At 66.8% G+C, this 24,507-nt stretch carries 21 protein-coding genes and 1 riboswitch; of the genes, 8 read left to right on the top strand and 13 right to left on the bottom strand.

The window, feature by feature from the left end:
- The first annotated feature begins 89 nt into the window (after nucleotides 1-89).
- From WNB94_RS13540 to WNB94_RS13520, 5 genes are all read left to right on the top strand, one after another.
- Nucleotides 90-623, top strand: coding sequence for a ZrgA family zinc uptake protein (locus tag WNB94_RS13540; protein WP_341390945.1), 534 nt, complete (start codon nucleotides 90-92; stop codon nucleotides 621-623).
- A gap of 18 nt (nucleotides 624-641) precedes the next feature.
- Entirely contained in the window at nucleotides 642-1,373 is a 732-nt protein-coding gene (locus tag WNB94_RS13535) for an ABC transporter ATP-binding protein (protein ID WP_341390944.1), read from the top strand.
- The gene (locus WNB94_RS13530; RefSeq protein WP_341390943.1) at nucleotides 1,364-2,623 is read left to right on the top strand and encodes an ABC transporter permease; all 1,260 of its coding nucleotides are present in this window, start codon (nucleotides 1,364-1,366) and stop codon (nucleotides 2,621-2,623) included. Before WNB94_RS13535 ends, WNB94_RS13530 begins: the two co-directional genes overlap by 10 nt.
- A gap of 28 nt (nucleotides 2,624-2,651) precedes the next feature.
- On the top strand, nucleotides 2,652-3,224 hold the full coding sequence (locus WNB94_RS13525; RefSeq protein ID WP_341390942.1) for a DUF3299 domain-containing protein: 573 nt from the start codon (nucleotides 2,652-2,654) through the stop codon (nucleotides 3,222-3,224).
- Nucleotides 3,225-3,347: 123 nt separating this feature from the next.
- Nucleotides 3,348-4,040, top strand: coding sequence for a Crp/Fnr family transcriptional regulator (locus WNB94_RS13520; protein WP_341390941.1), 693 nt, complete (start codon nucleotides 3,348-3,350; stop codon nucleotides 4,038-4,040).
- An 18-nt stretch (nucleotides 4,041-4,058) separates the two neighbouring features.
- Here the strand turns inward: WNB94_RS13520 and uca are convergent, their stop codons facing one another.
- The 8 genes from uca to WNB94_RS13480 all read right to left on the bottom strand — a co-directional run bounded on the left by uca (nucleotide 4,059) and on the right by WNB94_RS13480 (nucleotide 16,905).
- Nucleotides 4,059-7,712, bottom strand: a complete 3,654-nt coding sequence (gene uca / locus WNB94_RS13515; protein ID WP_341390940.1) for an urea carboxylase — start codon at nucleotides 7,710-7,712, stop codon at nucleotides 4,059-4,061.
- Entirely contained in the window at nucleotides 7,705-8,370 is a 666-nt protein-coding gene (locus tag WNB94_RS13510; protein ID WP_445819076.1) for an urea amidolyase associated protein UAAP2, read from the bottom strand. Before WNB94_RS13510 ends, uca begins: the two co-directional genes overlap by 8 nt.
- Nucleotides 8,371-8,388: 18 nt before the next feature.
- Nucleotides 8,389-9,087, bottom strand: a complete 699-nt coding sequence (locus WNB94_RS13505; protein WP_445819082.1) for an urea amidolyase associated protein UAAP1 — start codon at nucleotides 9,085-9,087, stop codon at nucleotides 8,389-8,391.
- 160 nt (nucleotides 9,088-9,247) lie between these two features.
- Nucleotides 9,248-9,365: riboswitch (guanidine-I (ykkC/yxkD leader) on the bottom strand.
- A 113-nt stretch (nucleotides 9,366-9,478) separates the two neighbouring features.
- Nucleotides 9,479-11,347 (bottom strand): M24 family metallopeptidase, encoded by a 1,869-nt coding sequence (locus WNB94_RS13500; protein WP_341390938.1) that lies wholly within the window; start codon nucleotides 11,345-11,347, stop codon nucleotides 9,479-9,481.
- A gap of 59 nt (nucleotides 11,348-11,406) precedes the next feature.
- Entirely contained in the window at nucleotides 11,407-12,861 is a 1,455-nt protein-coding gene (locus tag WNB94_RS13495) for an NAD(P)/FAD-dependent oxidoreductase (protein ID WP_341390937.1), read from the bottom strand.
- A 143-nt stretch (nucleotides 12,862-13,004) separates the two neighbouring features.
- A complete protein-coding gene (locus WNB94_RS13490; RefSeq protein WP_341391121.1) occupies nucleotides 13,005-14,936 on the bottom strand; it encodes a sensor domain-containing protein in 1,932 nt (643 codons plus the stop codon).
- Nucleotides 14,937-15,034: 98 nt separating this feature from the next.
- A complete protein-coding gene (locus tag WNB94_RS13485) occupies nucleotides 15,035-15,571 on the bottom strand; it encodes a 3'-5' exonuclease (protein ID WP_341390936.1) in 537 nt (178 codons plus the stop codon).
- Nucleotides 15,572-15,660: 89 nt separating this feature from the next.
- On the bottom strand, nucleotides 15,661-16,905 hold the full coding sequence (locus WNB94_RS13480) for a GNAT family N-acetyltransferase (RefSeq protein ID WP_341390935.1): 1,245 nt from the start codon (nucleotides 16,903-16,905) through the stop codon (nucleotides 15,661-15,663).
- Here WNB94_RS13480 and WNB94_RS13475 point away from each other — a divergent pair.
- Nucleotides 16,904-18,610, top strand: a complete 1,707-nt coding sequence (locus WNB94_RS13475; RefSeq protein ID WP_341390934.1) for an NAD+ synthase — start codon at nucleotides 16,904-16,906, stop codon at nucleotides 18,608-18,610. The genes WNB94_RS13480 and WNB94_RS13475 overlap by 2 nt on opposite strands.
- Nucleotides 18,611-18,718: 108 nt before the next feature.
- Entirely contained in the window at nucleotides 18,719-19,057 is a 339-nt protein-coding gene (locus tag WNB94_RS13470; RefSeq protein ID WP_341390933.1) for a P-II family nitrogen regulator, read from the top strand.
- A 24-nt stretch (nucleotides 19,058-19,081) separates the two neighbouring features.
- On the opposite strand, the gene WNB94_RS13465 is transcribed toward WNB94_RS13470, so the two are convergent.
- From WNB94_RS13465 to WNB94_RS13445, 5 genes are all read right to left on the bottom strand, one after another.
- Nucleotides 19,082-19,696 carry an LOG family protein gene (locus tag WNB94_RS13465; RefSeq protein ID WP_341390932.1) on the bottom strand — a complete coding sequence of 205 codons (615 nt, stop codon included), beginning with the start codon at nucleotides 19,694-19,696 and terminating at the stop codon, nucleotides 19,082-19,084.
- A 30-nt stretch (nucleotides 19,697-19,726) separates the two neighbouring features.
- The gene (locus WNB94_RS13460) at nucleotides 19,727-20,287 is read right to left on the bottom strand and encodes an RDD family protein (protein WP_341390931.1); all 561 of its coding nucleotides are present in this window, start codon (nucleotides 20,285-20,287) and stop codon (nucleotides 19,727-19,729) included.
- A 69-nt stretch (nucleotides 20,288-20,356) separates the two neighbouring features.
- The gene (locus tag WNB94_RS13455) at nucleotides 20,357-21,115 is read right to left on the bottom strand and encodes a DUF3106 domain-containing protein (RefSeq protein ID WP_341390930.1); all 759 of its coding nucleotides are present in this window, start codon (nucleotides 21,113-21,115) and stop codon (nucleotides 20,357-20,359) included.
- A 68-nt stretch (nucleotides 21,116-21,183) separates the two neighbouring features.
- On the bottom strand, nucleotides 21,184-21,762 hold the full coding sequence (locus tag WNB94_RS13450) for a DUF3619 family protein (protein ID WP_341390929.1): 579 nt from the start codon (nucleotides 21,760-21,762) through the stop codon (nucleotides 21,184-21,186).
- A gap of 5 nt (nucleotides 21,763-21,767) precedes the next feature.
- Nucleotides 21,768-22,355, bottom strand: a complete 588-nt coding sequence (locus tag WNB94_RS13445) for an RNA polymerase sigma factor (protein WP_341390928.1) — start codon at nucleotides 22,353-22,355, stop codon at nucleotides 21,768-21,770.
- Between the two features lie 366 nt (nucleotides 22,356-22,721).
- Between WNB94_RS13445 and WNB94_RS13440 the strand changes: the two genes are divergently transcribed.
- Nucleotides 22,722-24,503: an acetolactate synthase 3 catalytic subunit gene (locus WNB94_RS13440; RefSeq protein ID WP_341390927.1), complete on the top strand. Its 1,782-nt coding sequence runs from the start codon at nucleotides 22,722-22,724 to the stop codon at nucleotides 24,501-24,503.
- Nucleotides 24,504-24,507 lie beyond the last annotated feature (4 nt).

The raw sequence follows: 24,507 nt of genomic DNA, 5'->3' as shown, positions 1-24,507 counted from the left end.
CGTCCGTTTCGGGGGTCAGTGCACGGTGGCTGGCTACACTGTGCCGCTGCGAGGGGCGTGATCAACAGCGGGCCATGGAAAGGACGGACATGCGGATGTCTTGGCGTTGTGTGGGGTGGGTGGTGCCCGCCGTCTTGATGGGTTGGGTGAGCGGGGCGCAGGCGCACCGCGCGCACCAGCATGGTGTGGCCGCGCTGGAGGTGGCCATGGACGGTGAGCGCCTGGAGTTGACCCTGCACGGCCCACAAGACAACGCCGTGGGTTTTGAGCATGCGCCCCGCACGGCGGCCCAGAAAAAGGCGCTGGCCCAAATGCACCAAAGCCTGCAGCAGGCTGATCGCTGGTTTTTGACCAACCCTGAGGCGCGCTGCACGGTTCAGGCGCGGGACATCGAGAGCGACCCCGAGCACAACGATGAGCACAGCGACATCGAAGTCTCGCTCAGCTACCGGTGTCAGGCCCCCGACCAACTGCGGGCGCTGGTGGTGATGCCCTGGCAGGCCTGGCCACGTTTGCGCCAGTTGCAGGCCACGGTGGTGGGCCCCCAAGGGGCACGCAAGGTGGTGCTCAAGCGGCCCGTCGGGCAGGACCAGGTCGTGTTGCCCTTGGCCGGTGGTCGCTGAGTGACGGTGAAGGTGTCGATGACGGCGTCGGAGGCGATGGCGGCAGCAGGCGCGCGGTCGGACTGGGCCGTGCACATCAGCGGGCTCAGGCACCGTTGGCCCGGTGCCCCACATGATCTGCTGAACATCGGTGAGTGGGGCGTGCGTCCGGCGCAGCGCGTGCTGGTGCTGGGCGCCAGCGGGTCGGGCAAGAGCACGCTGCTGTCCTTGCTCGCGGGCGTTCATGTGCCGCTGGATGGGCAGGTGAAGCTGCTCGGGCAAGACTGGGCGGGCTTGTCTGCGGCCCGGCGAGACACCCGGCGTGCTGACCATGTGGGCTACATCTTCCAGCAGTTCAACCTGCTGCCTTACCTGCCTGTGGTGGACAACGTGACCTTGCCCTGCGGGTTCTCGGCCCGCCGGCGTCAGCGTGCGGGGGATGTGCAGGCCAGCGCCCAGGCCTTGTTGGGCCACCTGGGCTTGCCCGAGTCGTGCTGGTGGCGCCCTGCAGCCGACCTGTCGGTGGGCCAGCAGCAACGCGTGGCGGCGGCGCGTGCCCTGATCGGGGCGCCCGAGGTGCTGATCGCCGACGAACCCACCTCGGCCCTGGACGACGACACCCGGGACCAGTACATGCAGGTGTTGTTGCAGTCGTGTGTGCAGGCGGGTGCTGCCCTGATCTTTGTCAGCCATGACCGGCGCCTGGCCGCCCATTTCGACCAGGTCTGGGCGCTGGAGTCTGGCACCTTGCGGGTGTGGTCATGCGCGTGAGCCACGCAGGCCGTGCAGGCACCTTGTGGACGCTGGCCTGGCGCAGCGCGTGGAGCCGCCGTTTTGTCCTGTCCCTGACGGCGATGTCGGTGGCCTTGTCGACCTTCCTGCTGCTGACCCTGGAGCGCGTGCGCGCCGACACCGAGGCCAGTTTTTCGCAAGCGGTGTCGGGGGTTGACCTGATCGTCGGCGCGCGCTCGGGTTCGCTGCAGTTGCTGCTGTACTCGGTGTTTCGCGTGGGGCAGCCCAGCAACAACATCCGCATGAGCAGCCTGGAGGCGCTGAAGCAGCATCGGTCGGTGGCCTGGGTGGTGCCTTTGTCCCTGGGCGACAGCCACCGTGGATACCCCGTGGTGGCCACCACCCTGGCGTACTTCGAGCATTTCAGGCATGGCCAGCAGCAAGCGCTGGTGCTGGCCCAGGGTCGGCGTTTTGACGGTGTGCACGATGCCGTGCTGGGTGCCGAGGTGGCCCGCCGTCTCGGCCACCGGCTGGGGGATGCCATCGTCCTGTCGCATGGCGATGGCGCATTGGCCGGCAACGACCATGACGATCATCCCTTCCGCGTGGTGGGCGTGCTGGCCGCCACCGGCACGCCGGTCGATCGGTCCATCCACATTAGCCTGGAGGCCATGGACGCCCTCCATGCGGGCCCCGTCCAGGGATTTGACATGCAGGCTTTGGGCCTGCGGCCACAGCGCGAAGTGACCGCCGCCTTGGTGGGTTTGACATCCCGTACCGCGGTGTTTTCGGTGCAGCGTGCCGTGTCCGCCTACCGTGGCGAGGCCTTGATGGCGATCCTGCCCGGGGTGGTGCTCGATGAAATGTGGCAAACCCTGGGCGCCGGTGAGCGCACTTTGCGCCTGGTCAGCCTGCTGGTGGCGGCGGTGTCTTTGCTGGGCCTGGTGGCCGTGATCATGGCGGGGCTTGACGCCCGGCGACGCGAGTTGGCCGTGCTGAGGGCCGTGGGGGCGGCGCCCGCGCAGGTCTGGTCCTTGCTGGCCATCGAGTCGGGTCTGGTGGTGACGCTGGGGGTGGTGCTGGGCACCCTGGCGTCGCTGCTGGCCTGCTGGGCCTTGTCTGACTGGGTGTTGATGCAGACGGGGGTGGTGTTGAGGCCCTGGGACTGGGCTCACGCACAATGGATGGTGCTGGCGGGCTTGTTGATGGCGGGCTGGCTGGCCGGTTTGTGGCCGGGTTGGCGGGCCTATCGCTGGGCCTTGAGTGACGGGCTGGCGCCCAGGGTGTGAGAGGGCTGAGATGGGTGGTCTGCACAGAATGTCGACATGGCTGCTGGCGGGGGCGTTGGGCTTGGCGCTGATGCCCGGGCTGGCTGCGGCACAGGGGGGCAAGTCGGCCTCATCGGCCGAACGGCACATTGCCTGGCAGGAACTGGTGCCCCCGGGATGGAATCCCACCGAGATCCTCAAAGAGAAGTTCAACGACCCCCAGTTGCCGATGCTCAGCGACGACAACCCCAAGGTGCAGGCCTTGATGGACGAGATGCGCAAGCTGTGGGACACCGCGCCCGTCAATCCAGCCATGGATGGCGTGCGCGGGCGCATCCCGGGTTATGTGGTGCCGCTTGAAGACGGCCGCGCGGGGTTGAAGTCGTTCCTGCTGGTGCCGTACTACGGGGCCTGCATCCACACGCCACCACCGCCTGCCAATCAGATCATCCACATCACCCTGGACAAGCCGGTGAAGGGCTACCAGACGATGGACACGGTGTGGGTGCACGGCACCCTGCGCACCGAGCGGGCCCAATCAGAGATGGGGGCCAGTGCCTACCGCATCCACGCAACCAGGGTTACCCCTTACGAGCGACGCACACCAGAGGCGGCCCCCTGACCGTCTGGCCGCCATCAAGGCGTCGGTAAGCCGGTGGGGGTATCCCAAACTTGCGGTGCATCAAAGAAGCCTGCGCCCGGGCAAACCACAATCGGCTCATTCGTGGATGGAGATCGAGTCGACATGAGCGATGCCGCCAAGCATCTGGCCCGCAACGTCGCGGACACCTTGGGCCAAACCTACCTGTTTGCAGGCACGTCCGCCGAGCTGCGTCAACGCGTGGTGGCGGGCTCTCAGGTGCGTCGTGTGGCGCGCGCCGCCTTGTTGTTCGAAGCCGGGCAGCCGTCCGAGGGGCTGTTCATCGTGCTGAGCGGGCAGGTCAAGCTGTTTGCCCGCGCTGACAATGGCCAGGAGAAGGTGATCGAGGTGGTGTCGCAACTGGGGCACCTGGGTGAGTCCATCGTGTTCGATCACGCCACCCACGTCACCAACGCCCGTGCCCTGAGTGAAACGGTCGTGTTGCTGGTGCCTGCCGAGGTGCTGTTGCACGAGTTGTCGCAAGATCCCGCGCTGGCCACGCACATGCTCATGGGGTTGGCGCGACGGCTCAACGCCATGATCCGCGACATCGAGGCACTGACCCTGCGCTCCAGTGTGCGGCGGGTGGTGGATTACCTTTTGCGCGCCCAACCCGGGCAGGGGCCCAGCGCCACCGTGTCCTTGCCGTTCAGCAAGAGCACCTTGGCGTCGTTGTTGTCGGTGACGCCCGAGCATTTTTCTCGCATCCTGCACGAGCTGCAGTCCAAAGGATTGATCGCCGTGAACCGCCGCGACATCCACATCCCCGACACGAGCTTGCTGGCGCAGGTGGCCTGAGCCCCGGCCACGCGCGGCTCAGGTCAGCACCACCACGGTCTGCCCGGCCGTCACGCCGCCGCCCTCGCTGCAGCGCACGGCCTGCACCGTGCCCGCCATGGGCGCCAACACCGGGAACTCCATCTTCATCGACTCGACCACGGCCAGGGTCTGGCCTTCGGCCACCGCCTCGCCTGCGGTCACCAGCACCTTCCACACGCTGCCAGGCACCGGGCTGCCCACGGCCGTGGCGCCCTCGGGCAAGGCGTCGTCATCGGGCGGGGCCTCCATCGCCAGTTCGCTCAGGCTGCCGTCCTGGCCCGAGGCCTTCCAGCGCTCGCGCTCGTCATGGAAGGCCTGGCGTTGCTGGGTGCGGAAGGCCTCGATGCTGTCGGCCTCATCGCGCAAAAAGCGTCGGTAGGCGCCCAGGCTGAAGCTGCCGTGCTCGATCTTCAAATGGCAGCGACCGGCAGGAAAGTCGCGCCGCATCTGGGCCAGCTCGGCTTCACTGACGGGGTAGAAGCGGATCTGGTCGAAGAAGCGCAGCAGCCAGGGCTTGCCGGGCTCGAAGTCGCGTGCGCCATGTCGCGCGTCGCGCCAGCGGTTCCACATCTGCACGGTGCGGCCCACGAACTGGTAGCCGCCTGGGCCCTCCATGCCGTACACACACAGGTAGGCGCCACCGATGCCCACGGCGTTCTCGGGCGTCCAGGTGCGGGCCGGGTTGTACTTGGTGGTGACCAGGCGGTGGCGCGGGTCCAGCGGCGTGGCCACGGGGGCGCCCAGGTACACATCGCCCAGGCCCATGACGAGGTAGCTGGCCTCGAAGACGGTGCGCTGCACGGCGTCGATGCTGTCCAGGCCGTTGATGCGGCGGATGAACTCGATGTTGCTGGGGCACCAGGGCGCATCGGGCCGCACGGACTGCATGTACTTGTCGATGGCCTCGCGCGTGGCCGGGTCGTCCCACGACAGGGGCAGCCACACGGTGCGGGTGGGCACGCTCAGATCGTCGATGGCAGGCAGGCTGGCCTCGGCCTCATGGATGGCGGCCAGCAAGCGAGCCCGGGGCAGGGTGGTCGGGTCCACATGCAACTGCAGTGAGCGGATGCCCGGGGTCATGTCCACGATGCCGGGCAGCAGGCCTTGATCGCGTTGGGCCTGCAAGGCCTGCATCAGGGCGTGCACGCGAAAGCGCAGCTCCAGGTCCAGCACCAGGGGACCGTACTCAATGAGCACGTAGCGGTCGCCGGCCTGGCGGATGCAGCGGGCGGGGGTGTCGCCCTGCGCGGGGCGTTGCTCAAGGATGGGGCTCAGCACCTGGCCCACGTCATGCGCGGGCACACCGGCCGGCAGCACCGGGGCCGGGCCGGTGCCGGCCAGGTAGGCATCCTGCGCGGCCTGCAGGGCCAGGGCCTGCTCGATGTGGATGGCGTGGAAGCGCACCGTGTCGCCCGCCTTGAGCTGGCCGAGCTTCCAGCGCTCGGCGGCCACCACCACGGCGGGGCAGACAAAGCCGCCCAGGCTGGGGCCGTCGGGGCCCAGGATCACGGGCATGTCGCCCGTGAAGTCGATGGCGCCGATGGCGTAGGCGTTGTCGTGGATGTTGGAGGGGTGCAGGCCGGCTTCGCCGCCGTCGGTGCGGGCCCACTGGGGTTTGGGGCCGATCAGGCGCACGCCGGTGCGGCTGCTGTTGTAGTGCACCTGGTAGTCGGTGCCGAAGAAGGTGGCGATGTCCTCGGGCGTGAAGAAGTCGGGCGCACCATGCGGGCCATAGAGCACGCCGATGTCCCAGTGACGGGTGAGCGTGGGCGGGGAGCTGGGAACCTTGGTGGGGAGGGCGGTTGGTTCTGCGCTGGCGATGTCATCAGCCACATGCACATGCAGCAGATCACCCGTGCGCAGGGTGCGGCCCGCGTGGCCGCCAAACTGGCCCAGGGTGAAGGTGCTGGCGCTGCCCAGGTACAGGGGCACATCCAGCCCGCCATGCACGGCCAGGTAGGTGCGTGCACCGCCTTTGGCCAGGGGCGCGGTGCCCAGCTTCAGGGTGCTGCCGGCCTTCAGCGTCCAGGCGCGGTTCATGGCCTCGTCGGCCGGCAGGGGCTGGCCGTTCACCCACACGGGCATGGGCGCGCCGCACAGGGCCACGCGCAGGTCGGCATGCGCCTTCAGCGTGGGGCCGGCCACCGTGCATTCCAGGGCGGCCACGCCCGGGGCGTTGCCCACCAGGCGGTTGGCCAGGCGCAGGTGCAGGTCGTCCATCGGGCCCGAGGGCGGCACGCCCACGTCCCAGTAGCCCAGGCGGCCAGGCCAGTCCTGCACGGTGGTCTGCACGCCGCCATCGATCACCTCCAGCGCACGCGGTTGCCACACAAAATCACCCAGGCTGCGGGTGACCACCTCGCCCTGCACGAACACCGGCGCGGCCGTGATGGCGCGCAGATAACGCAGATTGGTCTCGATGCCCGCCAGTCGGGTGTCGGCCAGGGCCTGCTGCAACTGGCGCACGGCCTGCTCGCGCGTGTTGGCCGTGACGATGAGCTTGGCCAGCATGGGGTCGTAGTGGGGCGGCACCTCGGTGCCCGTGTCCACCCAGCCGTCCAGTCGCACGCCGGGCGGAAAGCTCACCGCGGTCAGCACACCGGCACAGGGCTGAAAACCGCGCGCCGGGTCTTCAGCGTACAGCCGCACCTGGATGGCCGCACCCTGGGGTGCGGGGGCCACCAGCGGCCAGCGCTCGCCTTGCGCCAGCTTGACCATCCACTCCACCAAGTCCACACCCGTGACCTGTTCGGTCACGCCGTGCTCCACCTGCAGTCGGGTGTTCACCTCCAGGAAGTAGAAGGCGCCGGTGTCGGCATCCAGCACGAACTCGACCGTGCCCGCCGAGCGGTAGGCCACGGCCTGGCCCAGGCGCACGGCCGCGGCCAACAGGGCCTTGCGGGTGGCGGTGCTCAGGCCTGGGGCCGGGGTTTCTTCAATCACCTTCTGGTTGCGGCGCTGGGCCGAGCAATCGCGCTCGCCCAAGGCCACCACGGCGCCCTGGCCATCGCCAAACAGCTGCACCTCGATGTGGCGGGCCCGCTCGACAAATTTCTCCAGAAACAGCCCGGCGTCCTTGAAGTTGGCGCGGGCCAGGCGTTCCACGGCTTCCCAGGCCGCCTCCAGCTCGGCTTCATTGCGCACCAGGCGCATGCCGATGCCGCCACCCCCGGCCGTGCTCTTGAGCATCACCGGGTAGCCGATGCGCGCGGCCTCGGTGCGCGCATGGGCCGCGTCGCTCAGCAAGCCACTGCCGGGCAGCAAGGGCACCTGGTGCTGTTCGGCCAGCGCCCGTGCCGTGTGCTTCAGGCCAAAGGCCCGCATCTGCTCGGGTGTGGGGCCGATGAAGGCGATCCCAGCGTCTTCGCAGGCCTGCGCAAAACCCGGGTTCTCTGACAGAAAGCCATAACCGGGATGGATGGCACCGGCCCCGGTCTCTCGGGCGGCTTGCAGGATGCGTTCTGCATTCAGGTAGCTCTGGGCCGCCGGTGCCGGCCCGATGCACACGCTGGCATCGGCCAGGGCCACATGGCGCGCATCGGCGTCGGCCTCGGAGTACACCGCCACCGACTTCAGGCCCATGGCCTTGAGCGTGCGGATGATGCGGCAGGCAATGGCGCCGCGGTTGGCAATCAGGACGGTGTCAAACATCTTGGGCATCCCAGACCAGGAACTGCGCCGGGGTGGGGTTGTAGGCGTTGCAGGGGTTGTTGAGCTGGGGGCAGTTGGACACCAGCATCAGGATGTCCATCTCGGCGCGCAGCTCCACGTACTTGCCCGGGCCCGAGACGCCATCGGCGAAGGTGAGCTGTCCATCGGCCGTCACGGGCACGTTCATGAAGAAGTTGACGTTGGGCACCAGGTCGCGCTTGCCCAGGCCAATGTCGGCATGCTGCAGCGCGATCAGGTAGTTGTCGCGGCAGCTGTGCATGTACTTCTTTTGCAGGGCGTAGCGCACCGTGTTGCTCTCGGCCGCGCAGGCGCCACCCAGGGTGTCGTGCCGCCCGCAGGTGTCGGCCACGATGGTGAGCATGGGCCGGCCTTCGCTGCTCATCAGCACCGAGCCGGTGGTCAGGTAAATGCCGCCTTGCGCCAGCATGGTGTCGGTGGCGCTGTAATGCTCGGCCAGATCCTGGGCGTTGTAGAAGATCACGTCCACGGCCTGGTTGCCCTCCAGGTCGACGATGCGCAGGGTCTGGCCTTGCTTGAAGTGCAGCAAATAGGGCTCGCCCGAGGGCAGCACGTGGTTGACCACGGCGTGGGCCGGGTCGAGGGGGCTTTCCTGGATGCGGATGGCGGTGGCGGTCATCGCGGGCTCCTGCTCACATCAGAGGTAGTACATGTCGGCGTTGTGCAGCGCACGGGCGCACTCGGGGCGGAAGCGCCGGTTGAAGTCGTGCGCGTCGGCGGGGCCGGATTTCCACGCGGCCAGGCCCACCTTGCGCGGCGCGTAGGTGGGGCTCGGGTCCAGCGGGTGGGGTGCGGTGGAGATGGCGATCAGCGTGTCCATGTCGAAGCGCAGCTCCACCATCGCGCCCGCCGGCGCATGCTCGGGCGCAAACTGAAAACGCCCCTCGGCGTCCACCGCCACCTTGCTGAAGAAGTTCACCGACGCGATCAGATCGCGGCGGGCCAGACCGTACTTGCCGATCTCGATCAGCAGGCCATCCTTGCCACTGCGGAACATGCTGTTGCGGTGGGTGTGAAAGCGCTGATCGCCGTACTTGGCGTGCAGGCGTTCGGCGTCCAGCAAGGCGCCCAGCGGGTCGTGCCAGCCCAACGTGTCGGCGGTGATGCTGGCCAGCGCGCGGCCCATGTCGCTCATCAGCACGTGACCACGGGTGTAATGGGCCGTGTGCTGCGCCTTGAGCGAGTCGGGCATGTTGTAGCGCTCCAGCTTTTCGCGGGCGTGGTACAGCACCATGCTCAGGTTGGCCCCGGCCTCCAGGGCCACCATGCGCAGGCGGCTGCCTCGGGGCATCACCCAGGACCAGTGGCAGCCCCCGGGCACGATCTCGGACCACATCACTCGCTCGGCGGGCAGGTCAGGCGCAAAGCGCTGCCAGACGCTGGGGGCGTCCACCGGCTGGCTTCCAGGCGGGTTCTCGGGGATGGCGAAGGTCGTGGACATGCGGGGCTCCAGACAGGTTGGACACGCGAGAGGACACTTCGTGACGTCGAAGCGAACCTCCCGGGCTTTTGTCCCGCCGTGGAGCCCAGGCCAGTGTGGATGCTGACCGGGGCCGGCTGCTCTCGGACCAGACACCTTGAGTGATCAAGGTCGGAACCCTAGCGGCCCTTTCGGAGAACGACGTGGTGGCCGTTCCTCTCGTGTGCTGAGTGTATGCACGATGTGTGCCATCGCGCTGCAGTGGGGGTATGGGGCGCGGTGCACCAAGCTGGCGCAGCGCCAGCCATCACAGCGGCTGGGTGCGTGCCTCCAGCCAGTGCAGGGCGTCGCCCGACACCCGGGGCGACAGGCGTCGCCGCACCTCGGCATGGTAGGCGTTGAGCCACGCCACCTCGTCGTCGCGCAGCAGGCTGCGGTCGATGCAGCGGGTGTCGATGGGGCACAGGCTCAGGGTTTCAAAGGCCAGGTACTCGCCATGTTCGGGCGTGCCCGGGGCGGCGTTCGGCACGGCCGGGGGCAGGGCCACGTTCAGCACCAGGTTCTCGATGCGGATGCCCCACTGGCCCGGCCGGTACAGGCCGGGCTCGATGGACGTGATCATGCCCGGCTGCATGGCCATGTCCGGCACCGGGATGGCCTTGGAGATGGATTGCGGCCCCTCGTGCACGTTCAGGAAGTAGCCCACGCCGTGGCCCGTGCCGTGGCCGAAGTCCAGGCCTTCGGCCCACAGGGGTGCACGGGCGATGGCGTCCAGCATGGGCGACAGCGTGCCGCGCGGAAAACGCGTGCGCGACAGCGCCATCGTGCCTTTGAGCACCAGCGTGAAGTCGCGCTGTTGCGCGGCCGTGGGTGTGCCAATGGCCCACACGCGGGTGATGTCGGTGGTGCCGCCCAGGTACTGGGCGCCCGAGTCGATCAGCAGCAGACCTTCGGCCGTGAGGCCCTGGGGTGTGCTGAGCACGGCGTACGAGGCCGGTGTGGCGCGGTAATGGGGCAGGGCGCCATTGGCGTTGAAGCCGGCGATGGTGGGAAAGCTCAGGCACACGTAGCCGGGCTGGCGCGCCCGTTCGGCCGTCATGCGCTCGTCGATGGTCAGCTCGCTGACGTGCTCGCGACCCAGGGCCTGCTCCAGCCAGGCGTAGAAGGCGCACATGGCGGCGCCATCGGCCTCCATCGCTTCGCGGATGAAGCCCGCCTCGACCTCGGTCTTGCGCGATTTGGCCAGCGTGCTGGGGTTGGTGGCCTCGATCACGCGCACGCCCTCGGGCACGGCTTCACGCAGGCCCCAGGTGATGCGCTTGGGGTCGATCAGCAGGATGCTGTCTGCGGGCAGGGCGCGCAGGGATTCAGCGGCCTGCCCATAAGGCGCGAGGCTCACGCCATCATTAGCCAGGCGTTGTGCCAGCTCGGGCGCGACCTTGCCTTCGCCCACGAACAAGGTGGCCGACTCCAGTCCCACCAACGTATGGCCCAGAAACACCGGGTTGTAGTCCACATCGGCGCCGCGCAGGTTCAGCAGCCAGGCCAGGTCGTCCAGCGTGGCCACCCAGTGGTGCGTGGCGCCCTTGGCGCGCAGGGCCTCGCGCACGGCAGCCAGCTTGTCGCGGCGGGGTGTGGCGGCATGGGGCGGCAGGTGTTCATACACGGCGGCGGTGGGCAGGGCCGGGCGGTCGGGCCAGGCGCCTGCCAGCACATCGTCGGCCGTGTGCAGCGCCCAACCGGCCGCACTCAAGGCCTCGCGCAGCGGGGCCACGCTGCCCAGGCTCAGCACCTGGCCATCCACGGCCAGCACGGACGGTGCACCGGTATCGCCGGCGGCGCCCGACGTGGGCTGATCACGCAGCCACTGCACATAAGCCGGCACGGCCGGGCCATCCAGCTTCACCAGATCAATGCCGGTGCCAGCCAGTTCGGCCTCGGCCTGCTCCCAGTAGCGGCTGTCGGTGAACAGCGCTGCCGCGTGGGCCGACACCAGCAAGGTGCCTGACGAGCCGGTGAAGCCGCTCAGCCACTCGCGCCCCTGCCAATGCTCGGGCAGGTACTCGGACAGGTGGGGGTCGCTGCTGGGCACCAGCACGGCTTGCCAGGCACGCTGGAGCATGTGCGCGCGCAAGGCGCTCAGTCGGTCGGTGGCGGTGGCAAGCAGGTCAGGCATGGCGGGCTGGGCAAACGAACAAGGTGTTCATGTTGCCATGCCAAGAAGGCCCTGCGCATTCAAGCGTCGGTGGCCGACTTGCTGTTGGGGCCGTCAGGCACCCGCACCAGCATCTTGCCGGGCTCCAGCGCGTGTGGATCCGGGAAGACGCGGGCGTGGCGCTGTGAGGTGAAGTAGGCCCAGGCCCAGTCCATCAGCACCAGCATGCGGTTGCGGAAGCCGATGAGGAAGTACACGTGCACGAACAGCCAGAACAGCCACGCCGCAAAGCCGCTGAAGCGCAGCTGTTTTTTGGTGAAGGGCACATCGATCATGGCCACCGCAGCCCGCTTGCCGATGGTGGCCAGTGAGCCGTAATCAAAGTAGCGGAAGGATTGTGTCTCCAGCCCCTTGAGGCGCCGCATGATGTTGAACGCGGCCTTGCGCCCCATCTGCTTGGCCCCGGGGCTGACGCCTGGTACGGGCGTGGGCGCGGCGGGATCGAGGTAGCTCTTGGCGCTGGCCAGATCACCCACCACGTAGATGTTGGGGTGGCCTGCCACCGTCAGGTCGGGTTCCACGATCACTCGGCCCGCACGGTCCAGCGCGCAACCTGTGGACTTGGCCAGGGCCTTGCCCAGAGGGGATGCCGCCACACCCGCCGCCCAGATCACGGTGCGCGTGGGCAGGAAGTGGGACACCACCTGGGGCGAGCCCTCGGGCCCTGGTTCGGTGGTGTCGTAATGGATGCCGAAGGCCGTGATGTTGGTCACCTTGGCGCCAGGCAGCACCTCGGCCCCCAGGCCTTCCAGTTGCTCCTTGGCGCGCTGCGACAGTTCTTCCGTGAAAGTGCCCAGCACACGCGGCGCACCTTCGAGCAAGATGATGCGGGCTTCGCGCGAGTCGATGTGCCGGAATTCGGCGCTCAAGGTCTGCTGGGCGATCTCGGCCATGGTGCCGGCCATCTCGACCCCGGTGGGGCCTGCCCCCACCACCGCGAAGGTCAGCCAGGGCACGCGCTTGGCCGGGTCGGTTTCGCGCTCGGCCTGCTCGAAGGCCGTCAGCACCCGCCGGCGGATGGTGAAGGCATCGCCCAGGGTTTTCAGGCCGGGCGCGTAGCGGGCCCAGTCGTCACGGCCAAAGTAACTGTGCGTGGCCCCTGCGGCCACGATCAGGTGGTCGTAATGCAGGTGCTCGCCCGCGTCCAGCACGATGCACGACGAGGCCGTGTCGATGCTGGTGACCTCGCCCATCAGCACCGTGAGCTGCCCGGTGGCGATCTGCTGACGCAGCACATGGCGAATGGGGGCCGCGATGGCCGGGGCAGGTAGCCCCGCCGTGGCCACCTGGTACAGCAGGGGTTGAAACAGGTGGTGGTTGGTGCGGTCTACCACCACGATGTCCACAGGCGCATCGGCCAGGGCTTTGGCCGCCTCCAGCCCGCCAAAGCCGCACCCCACGATGACCACCCGCGGGCGCGCCTCGTCAGAGCGTGCAGGCGATGAGCGGCGAGAGCGGGGGGTGAACCAGGCCATGTGCAATGAATGATGAGCAGGCAACTGAACGCGCTGCAGTCATTCAACGGACAACGCGGCGAACCGGGGTTTATACCAGTGATGTGCCGCCCCATGTGCCTTTGCACCACGCTGGTGCGCCCCTCATGTGCGGGGAACTGTCGTCAATTGACGGCTAATTTCTGACAACTTGCGTTATCTGATTCGGTGCGCGTGTCGCTCAGGATCAGGCGCGCCTTGCCTTGCCGTTTGGCCTGGTACATGGCCGCATCCGCCCGCTCGCACAGGCTCTGTTCGGTGTCGTGGCGCTGGTAAATGGCCGCACCGATGCTGGGGGTCACCTGTGCCATGCCTTGCAAGGCGCCGTTGCCCAGCGCCAGCGGTTCGCTCACCCGCTGGATGATGCGTTCCCCGATGCGCAGCAGCTCTTGCGGGTGACCAGCGCCTTCCAGGATCACGGTGAACTCGTCGCCGGCCAGGCGGCACACACAGTCGGTGTTGCGCACACATTGCAGCAGTCGTGCCGCGACCTCTTGCAGCAGCACGTCGCCGCCTGCATGTCCCCAGCGGTCATTGACCGCCTTGAAGCCGTCCAGGTCGATGAACAACACGGCCAGCGTCTGTGGCGTGCGCCGGGCGCGCGCCATGGCCTGCCGCAGTCGTTCGCCGAAGGCACGGCGGTTGGGCAGGCCCGTCAGCATGTCGTTGCGTGCCTGCTCGGCCAGCTCGCGCTGCTGGGCCTTGAGCACCGAGATGTCGCTGAACACCCGGATGTGCTGTGTGATGCCCATGGCGTCTTGCCTCAAGGTGCTCACGCTGAGCCACACGTCCAGGGTTCGCCCGTCTTGCCGCACCTGCTGACTCTCGCCCACCCAGCGCTGCCCCTTCAGCAGCGCATGGTTGATGCCCTGTAAATGGCTCTCGCGCAGGGGGGGCATGCCCAGCAACTCGGCAAACTGTCCCATCACGTCGCTCATCGCCAGCCCGCTCATGCTCAGGAAGGCAGGGTTCACACGCACCACACGGTCCATGGCATCGGTGATCACGATGGCTTCGCCGGTTTCGTCGATCACCCTGGAGGCCAGGCGCAACTGGTCTGCAGCCTGTCGTTGTTCGGTCACGTCGATCGCGATCGAGAGGATGTGGTCCAGCGCGCCGTCCATGCCGTGCACGGGCGTTTTGATGAGGTTGACGATGCGGTCACCGTCCTGGGTGTGAAACACCAGGTCTTCATAGACCTGGGAGGCGCCGCCGCTCATCACGCTGTGGTCTTGCTGTTCAGCCCGCCGGGCAATGTCCAGGGGCAGCACCTCATGGGGTTGTTTGCCCAAGACCTGTTCGGTCGGCAGGTTCATGATCCGGGCGGCCACCTCGTTCCACACCACATATTGGCCCCGGTTGTGCTCGCGGGTGCTGCGGGCATAGGCGGCCATGGGCAGGCTATTGACCAGTGTGCGGTAGAAGGTTTCCTGCTCTTGCAGGGCCTGCATGGAATGGCGCACGTCGGTGATGTCCCGGGTGAGCACCACCACCCCATCGGGCAGGCGGATCATCTGATGGTGCAGCCACCGCAGTCCGCGAGGGGCGTCCGGCGTGGGAAGCGAGTGTTCGTCCTCCTGGCGCATGCCGGTGTGCCAGCACTGATCCAGCCGGGTTTGAAAGGTCTCTGGCCAGGCGCTGGGCAGCACGTCAAACAGCATGTGCCCCAGCAAGGCGCCAGAGGGTGCAACGTACAGTGCGTGGGCGGCGGCGTTGGCTTCGGCGATCTCGTAGCCCATGGCGCGCCCCATGATGTCCTGACGCGGCTTGAGCACCAGGGCGGCGTCCATGTGGCCCTCCGTGAGCATCTGCCAGCGTTGTTGGGCCAAGGCACTGTCGCGCTCGGTGGCATGGGCGCGACGCATGAGGGCAACAGCCCCCAGCAGGGTCACTGCCAGGCAGGCAGCACCCAGCCACTGGATGGTGGTGGAGGCAGGAGACGACAGCACATGACCCACGCTGACACTGGCGCAAACCAACAACCCCAGGGTCATGGGCCACGCGTGGCGCAGGAAGGTGGGCGTCCCCATGCGCACCGTGGACACGGTTGAGAACATGGACACCCCGACTGCAAAACACAGTGAACGGGTTTTCGGACGTCTCAGACGCGACTTGAGTCACGTTTGGCAGGGAATTAACCCTCAGATGTCAGTGCTCAGGCCGCGGCGCGTTGCGTGCCACGCAATGCCAGCCAGGTTTGCTGCAAGAGCCTGGCGTCGGCGCTGGCGCGGTGCCGCTGAAGGCCGGCCGATTGCGCCACGCGGCGTTTGGCCTCATGCCATTGCGCGGCGTCCTGGTCGTTGAGCAGGGCCCGAAGATTTTCCAGGCGGAACCGGGGGCTCACCCCGGCCACTTCATACAGTCGGTTCAACCATGTGTAGTCGTGCGCCCACGCGTCAGAGTAGACCGTCATGCCACCCAGCCGCTCATTGAGCAAGGCACACAAGGCTTCCGGGCTGCGTCCGTGTTGAACCAGTTGCTCGCGCAGGATGCCGTGCACGGCAGCGGCTTCGGGGTCCCAATGTTGCCAGTCTGGTTCGGGGTGCACCAGGCTGCACCACGACGAGCCGTCCGGCAAGACAAAGCCGATCTCGATCGGGTAGCTGCCCAAGCCAAACCCGGAGGCCTCGATGTCGAGGATGGCGGGTGGTTCGTGGTGACCGTGCTCAGGCGCTGGTGATGGAGATGACATGAAACCCTGCGGATTGTTGTGATTGTTGGGGACGGCGGACGCAGCAACGCGCGGTGCCATCGCGCGAGTGTCGCATCCTCAGTGCATGCTCAATCTTGGGGTTTGAACGGTTTTCGCTCATCTAATTCATTCACGTAGTGCGTCAGCCCCAGATCCTCTCGCATCAGGAAATCCGATACCGCATGACGCAGGCCGGGGTGCGCCAGCCAATGGACCGAGTTGGTCGTCACTGGGAGCAGGCCCCGTGCCAGCTTGTGCTCTCCTTGAGCGCCACCCTCGAAGCGGCTCAAGCCCTGGTTGATGCACCAGGCCAGTGGCTGGTAGTAGCACGCCTCGAAATGCAGACAGCTCACCGCCTGCAATGCACCCCAATAACGACCGTAGGCCACACCCTGCGCCCGGTCGACGGCCAGCAAGGAGCAGGCGATGCGCTCGCCTCCTTGCCTGGCAACGAACATGACCCAGTGCGGCGCCAGGCGCTGGCCCACCGTCTGCCACAGTGCCTCGTTCAGGTAAGGGCGTTGTCCGTGGGCGTGGTACGTGTCCTGATAGCAGCGGTAAAAAAACGCCCAGTCTTGTTCGCTGGCCTGCGGCCCTTCGATGACGTCGAATTCAACGCCGGCGTCGTGCACCTTGCGCCGCTCCTGCAAGATCTTCTTGCGCTTGTCGCGATGCAGGGTGCTCAGAAACTCCTCGAAGCTGGCATACGGCTGCGGGCGGCGGTTGGTCCAGTGAAACTGAACGCCGTGCCTGAGCAGCCAACCCTGTCGAGACGCCAGCTGAGCCTCTTCATCAGAGACGAACAAGGCATGGGCTGACGACCAACCTTCCTGGGTGCATCGTTCCTGCAAAGCCGCCAGCAGGCGATCCTGCAAGGCTGTGCGCAAGGCGGGCGAGGCTTCAGGGGTGGTCAGCAGCCGCTGGCCCGGAATGGGCGAGAAGGGGGACGCACTGAGCAGCTTCGGAAAGTACTGTCGGCCTTCCCTAGACAGTGCCCGATCGTGTGCGTCAGCCCACGCCCAGTCGAACACGTACTCGCCGTAAGAGTGGCTTTTCAGGTAAAGCGGGCAGGCCGCCAGCAGATCGCCCTTGGCGTCATGCAGGGCCGCAAACTGCGTTTGCCACCCCGTTTCGGTGCAGGCGCAGCCGTGGATCTCCAGGGCCAGCAGCCATTCGTGCGTCAGAAAGGGGCGCGCTCCGGACACCCCCTCCAACAAGGCGTTCCATGCCTGTCCGTCGATTTCTCGCACGCTGTGGTGCCAGCGCAGCTGCAGGCCCGCTACCATGCGGTCTGTGTCTGGCGCGGGGGCGCCACCCGTCTGAATGTTGTCCATGAACCGTGAGCCATCTGCCGCACCCAGCACTGCGCTGAACGTGGCCTTGTTGCAATTCAATCCCGTGGTGGGCGATCTGGCCGGCAACGCCCGTCAGATCGTCGATCAAGCCCGCCTAGCGTATGCCAAGGGCGCACGCCTGGTGGTCACGCCTGAAATGGCCCTTTGCGGCTATCCCCCTGAAGACCTGCTGCTGCGGCCCGCGTTCATGCAGGCCTGTGACGCCCAGGTGGCCCACGTCGCCCAGGCCCTGGCCGACCTGCCTGATTTGCACCTGGTGCTGGGCCACCCGGTGCAAGGCCCGGGTGACGACGTGCGCACGCGCTCGTGGTCGGTGCCCCGGCGGCTGAATGCCGCCAGCTTGTTGCAGGGCGGTGTGGTGCGCGCCACGTACGCCAAGCGAGAGCTGCCCAACTACCAGGTGTTTGACGAGCGACGCTATTTTGTCTCGGGCCGGGAGGCCGGCCTGGGCCCGGTGGTGGTCGATGTGCTGGGCTGGCGGGTGGGCCTGCTGGTGTGCGAAGACGCCTGGTTTGACGAACCGGCCCTGGCCGCCCAGTCGCTGGGGGCCCAGGCCCTGGTGGTCATCAATGCCTCACCCTTCCACGCGGGCAAGCGCGGCGAGCGCGAAGCCCGCATGGGCGACCGCGCCCGCAACCTGGGCCTGCCTCTGGTCTACGCCCACCTGACCGGGGGGCAGGACGAGGTGGTGTTTGATGGCGCTTCGTTTGCGGTGGACGCCCACGGTGCGGTGGCCGCCCGGGCGGCCAGTTTCGCTGACGAGACCCTGCAGGTGACCTTGCTGCCGGGCGGCGCGGTGCAGGGGGCTGTGGCCCAGCCCCTGTCAGACGAGGCCGAGATCTGGGCCGCGCTGGTGTGTGGCGTGCGCGATTACGTGGGCAAGAACGGTTTTCCGGGCGCGATCATCGGCCTGTCGGGCGGCATTGATTCAGCCCTGGTGCTGGCCATCGCCGTTGATGCCTTGGGGGCGGACAAGGTGCGCACCGTGATGATGCCTTCGCCCTACACGGCCGACATCTCCTGGATTGACGCGCGTGACATGGCCGACCGCCTGGGCGTGCGGCACGACGAAATCGCCATCGCGCCCGAGTTCGAGGCCTTCAAGACCTCGCTGGCCCCGCTGTTCGAGGGCCGGGCCGAGGACACCACCGAAGAAAACATCCAGGCCCGCATCCGGGGCACGCTGCTGATGGCCTTGTCCAACAAGTTTGGCGCCATCGTGCTGACCACCGGCAACAAGAGCGAGATGGCCACGGGCTACTGCACCCTGTACGGCGACATGGCCGGTGGTTTTGCCGTCATCAAGGACCTGGCCAAGACCCTGGTCTATCGCCTGGCGCGCTGGCGCAACACCCAGGCAGCGGCCTCCGGGCAGCTGGAGCCCATTCCCGAGCGCATCATCACGCGCCCGCCGTCGGCCGAGTTGCGTCCCGATCAGACCGACCAGGACAGCCTGCCCGAGTACGAGGTGCTGGACGCCATCCTGGAGCGCTACATGGAGCTGGACCAGTCCATCGACGAGATCGTCGCGGCCGGCTTTGCCCAGGCCGATGTGGACAAGGTCACCCGCCTGATCAAGATCAACGAGTACAAACGCCGCCAGGCGCCCGTGGGCATCCGCATCACCCACCGAGCGTTTGGGCGCGATTGGCGCTACCCGATCACTTCGCGTTTTCGCGCCTGACCCTGCGTGATGACAGGGGTGTGCTCGCGACATCGCGGTAGTCGTGATTAAATAGTGTTCATTGCGCTGCAACACGCGCCACCTTTTTCCTGACTCTGGAGCTTCACCATGAAACAGATCACCGCCATCATCAAGCCCTTCAAACTCGAAGAAGTTCGTGAGTCTTTGGCCGAAGTGGGTGTGACCGGCCTGACCGTGACCGAAGTGAAGGGCTTTGGCCGCCAGAAGGGGCACACCGAGCTCTACCGTGGCGCAGAGTACGTCGTGGACTTCCTGCCCAAGGTCAAGGTGGAGGTCGTGGTCAAGGACGACGACGTGGACCGCTGCATCGAAGCCGTCGTGAAGGCCGCCAAGACCGGCAAGATCGGTGATGGCAAGATTTTCGTCACCCCCGTCGAGCAGGTGGTGCGCATCCGCACCGGCGAAACCGACGAAGCCGCCGTGTGATCCACGCGGCCGTGCTGGCCGCGTTCAGATCTGATCCGACACGCCACCCGAGGCCACCAAGGCCTCATCCGGTGGCGTGTTTGTTTTCAGGCGATCCGCCTCGGCCGCCAGGCGGTCCAGCAGGCGTTCGGCATCGGTGTCCACCAGCAGCAGCTCTTGCACATCGGGCCACAGAAAGCCATGGTCTTTGCTGCGCTCGATGAAACGCAACAGCTCGTCGTAGTAGCCGCCCACGTTGAGCAGGCCCAGCGCCTTGCGGTGGTAGCCCAGCTGACGCCAAGTCCAGACCTCAAAGATTTCCTCCATCGTGCCGATGCCGCCTGGCAAGGCCACGAAGGCGTCCGAGTGCAGCGCCATCTGGTGCTTGCGCTCGTGCATGTTGCCCACCACCTGCAGTTCGGTCACGCCGCCGTGGCCCATCTCGCGCACCATCAGCTTTTCAGGGATGACGCCCAAGACCTCGGCGCCGGCCTGGAGGGCGGCATCGGCCACGGCGCCCATCAGCCCGGTGCTGCCGCCACCGTAGACCAGACGCCAGCCACGTCGGCCGATGCTGTCGCCCACGTCCACCGCACTTTGGCGAAACAAGGGAAGGTCTCCATCACGGGAGCCGCAGTACACACACAAGGACAAGGTCATGGGCAGGGTCCGAAATCGGGCAAACGTGGGTCAGGCCTGGGGCAGGTCAGGGCGCGTGTCGATCACGCGGGTGCCGCTCAGCAGGTCGTGCAAAAACTGGCGGCGCGGCAACAGGAAGCTCGACAGCGCATACAGCGCCACCCACAGCACCATGGCGCCAAGGATTTGGCGGGTGCTGTGCCACTGAAGCCACTGAGCCGCCAGGATGGGTGGCACGAACCACGTCCACATCGTCAGGTAACGCCACGCCACCTGTGCGGGGCTGAGCCGGCCACCCGTGGCGGTCACCAGCTTCAAATGCCAGGTTTTCATGGCCAATGTCTGTCCGGTGTGAAACCAGCACCAGCCAAAGTACAGCAACAGCACCAGTGCCAAGGTCAGGCCCAGGCCCGCCCGGCCGTGCAAGGCGTGCCGTTGGTCGGTCACCACGCCATAAATCAGGGCCACGGGCACCACGATGCCGAACAGCAGGACCCCTTCGTAGATGAACGAGGTCATTCGCCGTCGCAGGCTCGGCGCCACGGCACTGGCGCGCACGACGCACTCTTCAGGCGTGAGGGGACGGTAGGTGGGCGGACGCCAGAACGACATGGGGCAGCAGCAGGGGGTGGCAAGACAGCGCGCAACGATACACCAGAGCGCGCAGCCTGGTGCCTCGGATCAGGGCTCGCTGTGTCGCTTGCGCTGGCCAGGGGCGACGACCATGCCCGTGCTTTGTGCACCCTTGCGGGGCAGCAAGGTGACAGGGTCCACGAACCCGTCCGTGGCCGCGATCTTGGGCAGTCCCGTGTGCTGGTGCAGCGCGGGTGAAGCCGGTTCGGTCACCAGGCGGGTGGTGGCACCCTGGGGGGCCTTGACGGTGGTGGGGGTCACCACGCGACCAGACACCCGGGCACTGGGGGTCACGGCGGGCACGACATTGGTCTTGCGGGGATCGTTCTGGCGTTCCTGCTTGCGACGCCAGTCTTCTTGCTGGGCCATTTCGCGAGGGCCTGCCAGGTGGTCCGGCAAGCGCACAGGCTGGCTGCGGCGTTGCGCCTGGCGCGCCAGGTCTTCCCGCTCTTGTGGCGGCAAGGCCTGGTAGGCCTGCCAGCGACGCTGGCGCTCCTGGGTGCTCAAGCCTTGCGCCTGCTGATAACGCGCCCGTGCTTCTCCACGCCGAATCGGGTCCATCCGGGCCCAGGCGGCCAGGCGTTCCTTGAACCGTTGTTGTTCCGGCGGGCTGAGCTGGTCGTACCGGCTGGCCACGGCGGCCCACTTGCCACGGCTGGTGTCGTCCATCGCATTCCACTGGCTGGCCAAGGGGGCCAACACCCGCTGTTGCTGGCCAGACAGGGCCTGCCACTCCGGGGCGTCGCCCAAAGCGTTCAGGGGGTTGGCCAGCACGGTGGCGCAGCCCAGGCTGCAGAGCATCACCATGACCCGACCCCATCTCGCCACGGCCTGGCCGGCACCTCGCGCGGGTGCGGGCGTCATGTGCGACCCCGTCATGAGCGGCTCCGATCAGACAGCTCCAGGGCTTCCTGGATCAGATCGTCCACCTGCAGGGGCAGGTCTTGGGCCTGGGGCTGCTCGGGTGCCGAGGGCTGGCGAAGGAACTCGGCAAAACCTGGGTCGGCGTAGGCAGCCGGCGGCAGGTCGTCCGTGAGCAAGGCCATGTCCACCTCGCTGGTCGCCTGCACCTGCGCCTGCTTGTGCCACACATGGATGCCCCACAGGCCGAGCACCAGCACCAGCACGGGCAGGACGGACGCCAGGCGCCAACGCCAGGGCAGGGGGTCATCGTGCAGCGGCGCCTGCCACGGGGCCAGCGACCAGTCGCTGCCACGGCCTGCGCCCGCCAGTTGAATCTGCCCCACCGCATCGGCGGCGGCCACCGCAACGCGCGCGGGCTCGGCTGCCCGAGCGGCAGCAGCCAGCCCGTCCAGCGCCTGCAGCCGCGCCACGCGCAAGCGCTCGCTGATGTCGTGCGGCAGTTGCGTGGCGCCCTCGTGAAGTCGGGCACCCACGCGCAGGGCGAACCGGGCCTCCAGGGCCTCGGCGCGTGCGTCAGAGAGGTTGTCCAATTTGTTCACAATGTGATCCCACGAGATTGCAGGGCGCGAGCCAGGGCCTGGACCGCCCGTGAACAGTGGGTTTTCACGCTCCCTTCGGAGCAACCCATGATCGCGGCGGTCTCGGCCACATCCATCTCTTCCCAGTAACGCAGCAGGAAGGCCTCCCGTTGACGTGCCGGCAGTCGCTGGATCTCTTCTTCGATCTGGGCCAGCACCTGGGTGCGGCTGGCGCCGTCGTCAGCCCCTTCGGCCAGTTGATCGTCCACCCGCAGGGCCGACAGCAGGTCAAAGCCGCCGTGCTCGTCGTCGCTGTCCTCGGCTTCGAAGTCGCCGAGGTTCATCATCACGGCGTTGCGGACCTTCTGGCGGCGAAACCAGTCCAGTGTCGCGTTCGACAAGATGCGCTGAAACAGCATGGGCCATTCGGTCGCCGGCCGGTCGCCGTAGCTTTGCACCAGACGGATCATCGCGTCCTGGACGATGTCCAGCGCCGCGTCGTCGTCCCGCACGGCATAAGCGGTGCGTTTGAAGGCCCGACGCTCCACGCCTTTGAGAAAGTCGTCCAGCAAAGCAGCCTGGTCTGGGGAGGGGGCAGAACTCAAGGTCAACGTCAGGTCAGGGGCGGGAGGTGCTGGCGGCGGCCCGGCGGTGTCGGGTCGGTGGCCGAACAGGGTGAAAGCCGGCGGATTATGGCATCGGGCCGCCGACCCTGGGGGGGCGCCCTGGGGAAAACTTGAATTGCCTCTCAGGAATGCGATAATCGACGTTTTGCGCCATCTCGATCTGGCTTGGCGCGGGTGTGTCAACCGACCATCCGAGCGGGCCGCGCAGGCTCCAAAACCGCCTCACAAGGGCGAGCACACGGCCATCCGTGGTCGCAGTGCTGCTGGTTGTTCCTTGACTGGAGCGGCCCGTGTGGAGGGGCACCGATCGTTTTTCGTTAGAGAAAATCTGAAAGGTCATCCATCATGGAAATCTCGTCTGCGGACATGAAACGCGCCGGCACGGCCGACGCCAACGCCGCTTCGCCCTCTGGCGAAGTCCTCAACGGCTCGGACATCCTGGTCCGCTGCCTCCAAGCCGAAAACGTCAAGTTCATCTGGGGCTACCCCGGCGGCGCCGTGCTGTACATCTACGACGCGCTGTACAAACAAGACACGATCGAGCACGTGCTCGTGCGCCACGAACAGGCCGCTGTGCATGCCGCTGACGGCTATGCCCGCGCCACCGGCGACGTCGGCGTGGCCCTGGTCACCTCGGGCCCTGGCGTCACCAACGCCATCACGGGCATCGCCACGGCCTACATGGACTCCATCCCGATGGTGATCATCACGGGTCAGGTGCCCACGGCCGCCATCGGCCTGGACGCCTTCCAGGAGTGCGACACCGTCGGCATCACCCGCCCCATCGTCAAGCACAACTTCCTCGTCAAGGACGTGGCCGATCTGGCCGCCACGATGAAGAAGGCTTTCCACATTGCGCGCACCGGCCGTCCGGGCCCCGTGGTGGTGGATGTTCCGAAGGATGTGTCGCTCAAGACCACCGCCTTCCACTATCCCGAAACCGTGGAAATGCGCTCGTACAACCCGGTGCGCAAGGGCCACGGTGGTCAGATCCGCAAGGCGGTGCAGTTGTTGCTCAACGCCAAGCGCCCCTACATCTACACCGGTGGCGGCGTGCTCATGGCCGAGGCCTGCGCCGAGTTGCGTGAGTTGGTGGACATGCTGGGCTACCCCTGCACCAACACCCTGATGGGTTTGGGTGCCTACCCGGCCACCGATCCCAAGTTCCTGGGCATGCTGGGCATGCATGGCACGTACGAGGCCAACATGACCATGCAGAACGCCGACGTGGTGATCGCCGTGGGCGCCCGCTTCGACGACCGCGTGATCGGCAACCCCAAGCACTTTGCCCAGGTTGAACGCAAGATCATCCACATCGACATCGATCCGTCGAGCATCTCCAAGCGCGTGAAGGTCGACATCCCCATCGTGGGCGACGTGAAAGACGTGCTGCAGGAAATGCTGGCGCAGATCAAGGAGTCGCAGCTCAAGCCTGACCAGAACGCCCTGGCCGCCTGGTGGAGCCAGATCAACGAGTGGCGCAAGCGCGATTGCCTGAAGTACAAGCACTCTGACGAGGTGATCAAACCCCAGATGGTGGTTGAAAAGCTGTGGGAGCTCACCCGCGGCACCGACTACTACGTCACCTCCGACGTGGGCCAGCACCAGATGTTTGCCGCGCAGTTCTTCAAGTTCGATGAGCCGCGCCGCTGGATCAACTCTGGCGGTCTGGGCACCATGGGCGTGGGCCTGCCTTATGCCATGGGCATCAAGCTGGCCAAGCCCGATGCCGATGTGTTTTGCATCACCGGCGAAGGCTCCATCCAGATGTGCATCCAGGAGCTCTCCACCTGCCTGCAGTACAACACCCCGGTGAAGGTGCTCTCGCTGAACAACCGCTACCTGGGCATGGTGCGCCAGTGGCAGCAGCTGGATTACGGCGGCCGCTACTCGCACAGCTACATGGACGCGCTGCCTGACTTCGTCAAGCTGGCCGAAGCCTATGGCCACGTGGGCCTGCTCATCGAGCGTCCCTCGGATGTGGAAGGCGCCCTGCGCGAAGCCATCAAGCTGAAAGATCGCAGCGTGTTCCTGGACATCCGCACCGACCCCACCGAAAACGTGTGGCCGATGGTGCAGGCGGGCAAGGGCATCTCCGAGATGCTGCTGGGCTCCGAGGAACTCTGACACC

The sequence above is a fragment of the Aquabacterium sp. A3 genome (genome assembly GCF_038069945.1).
Taxonomy (GTDB): domain Bacteria; phylum Pseudomonadota; class Gammaproteobacteria; order Burkholderiales; family Burkholderiaceae_C; genus Aquabacterium.
This window is presented reverse-complemented; position numbering and strand designations above follow the sequence as displayed.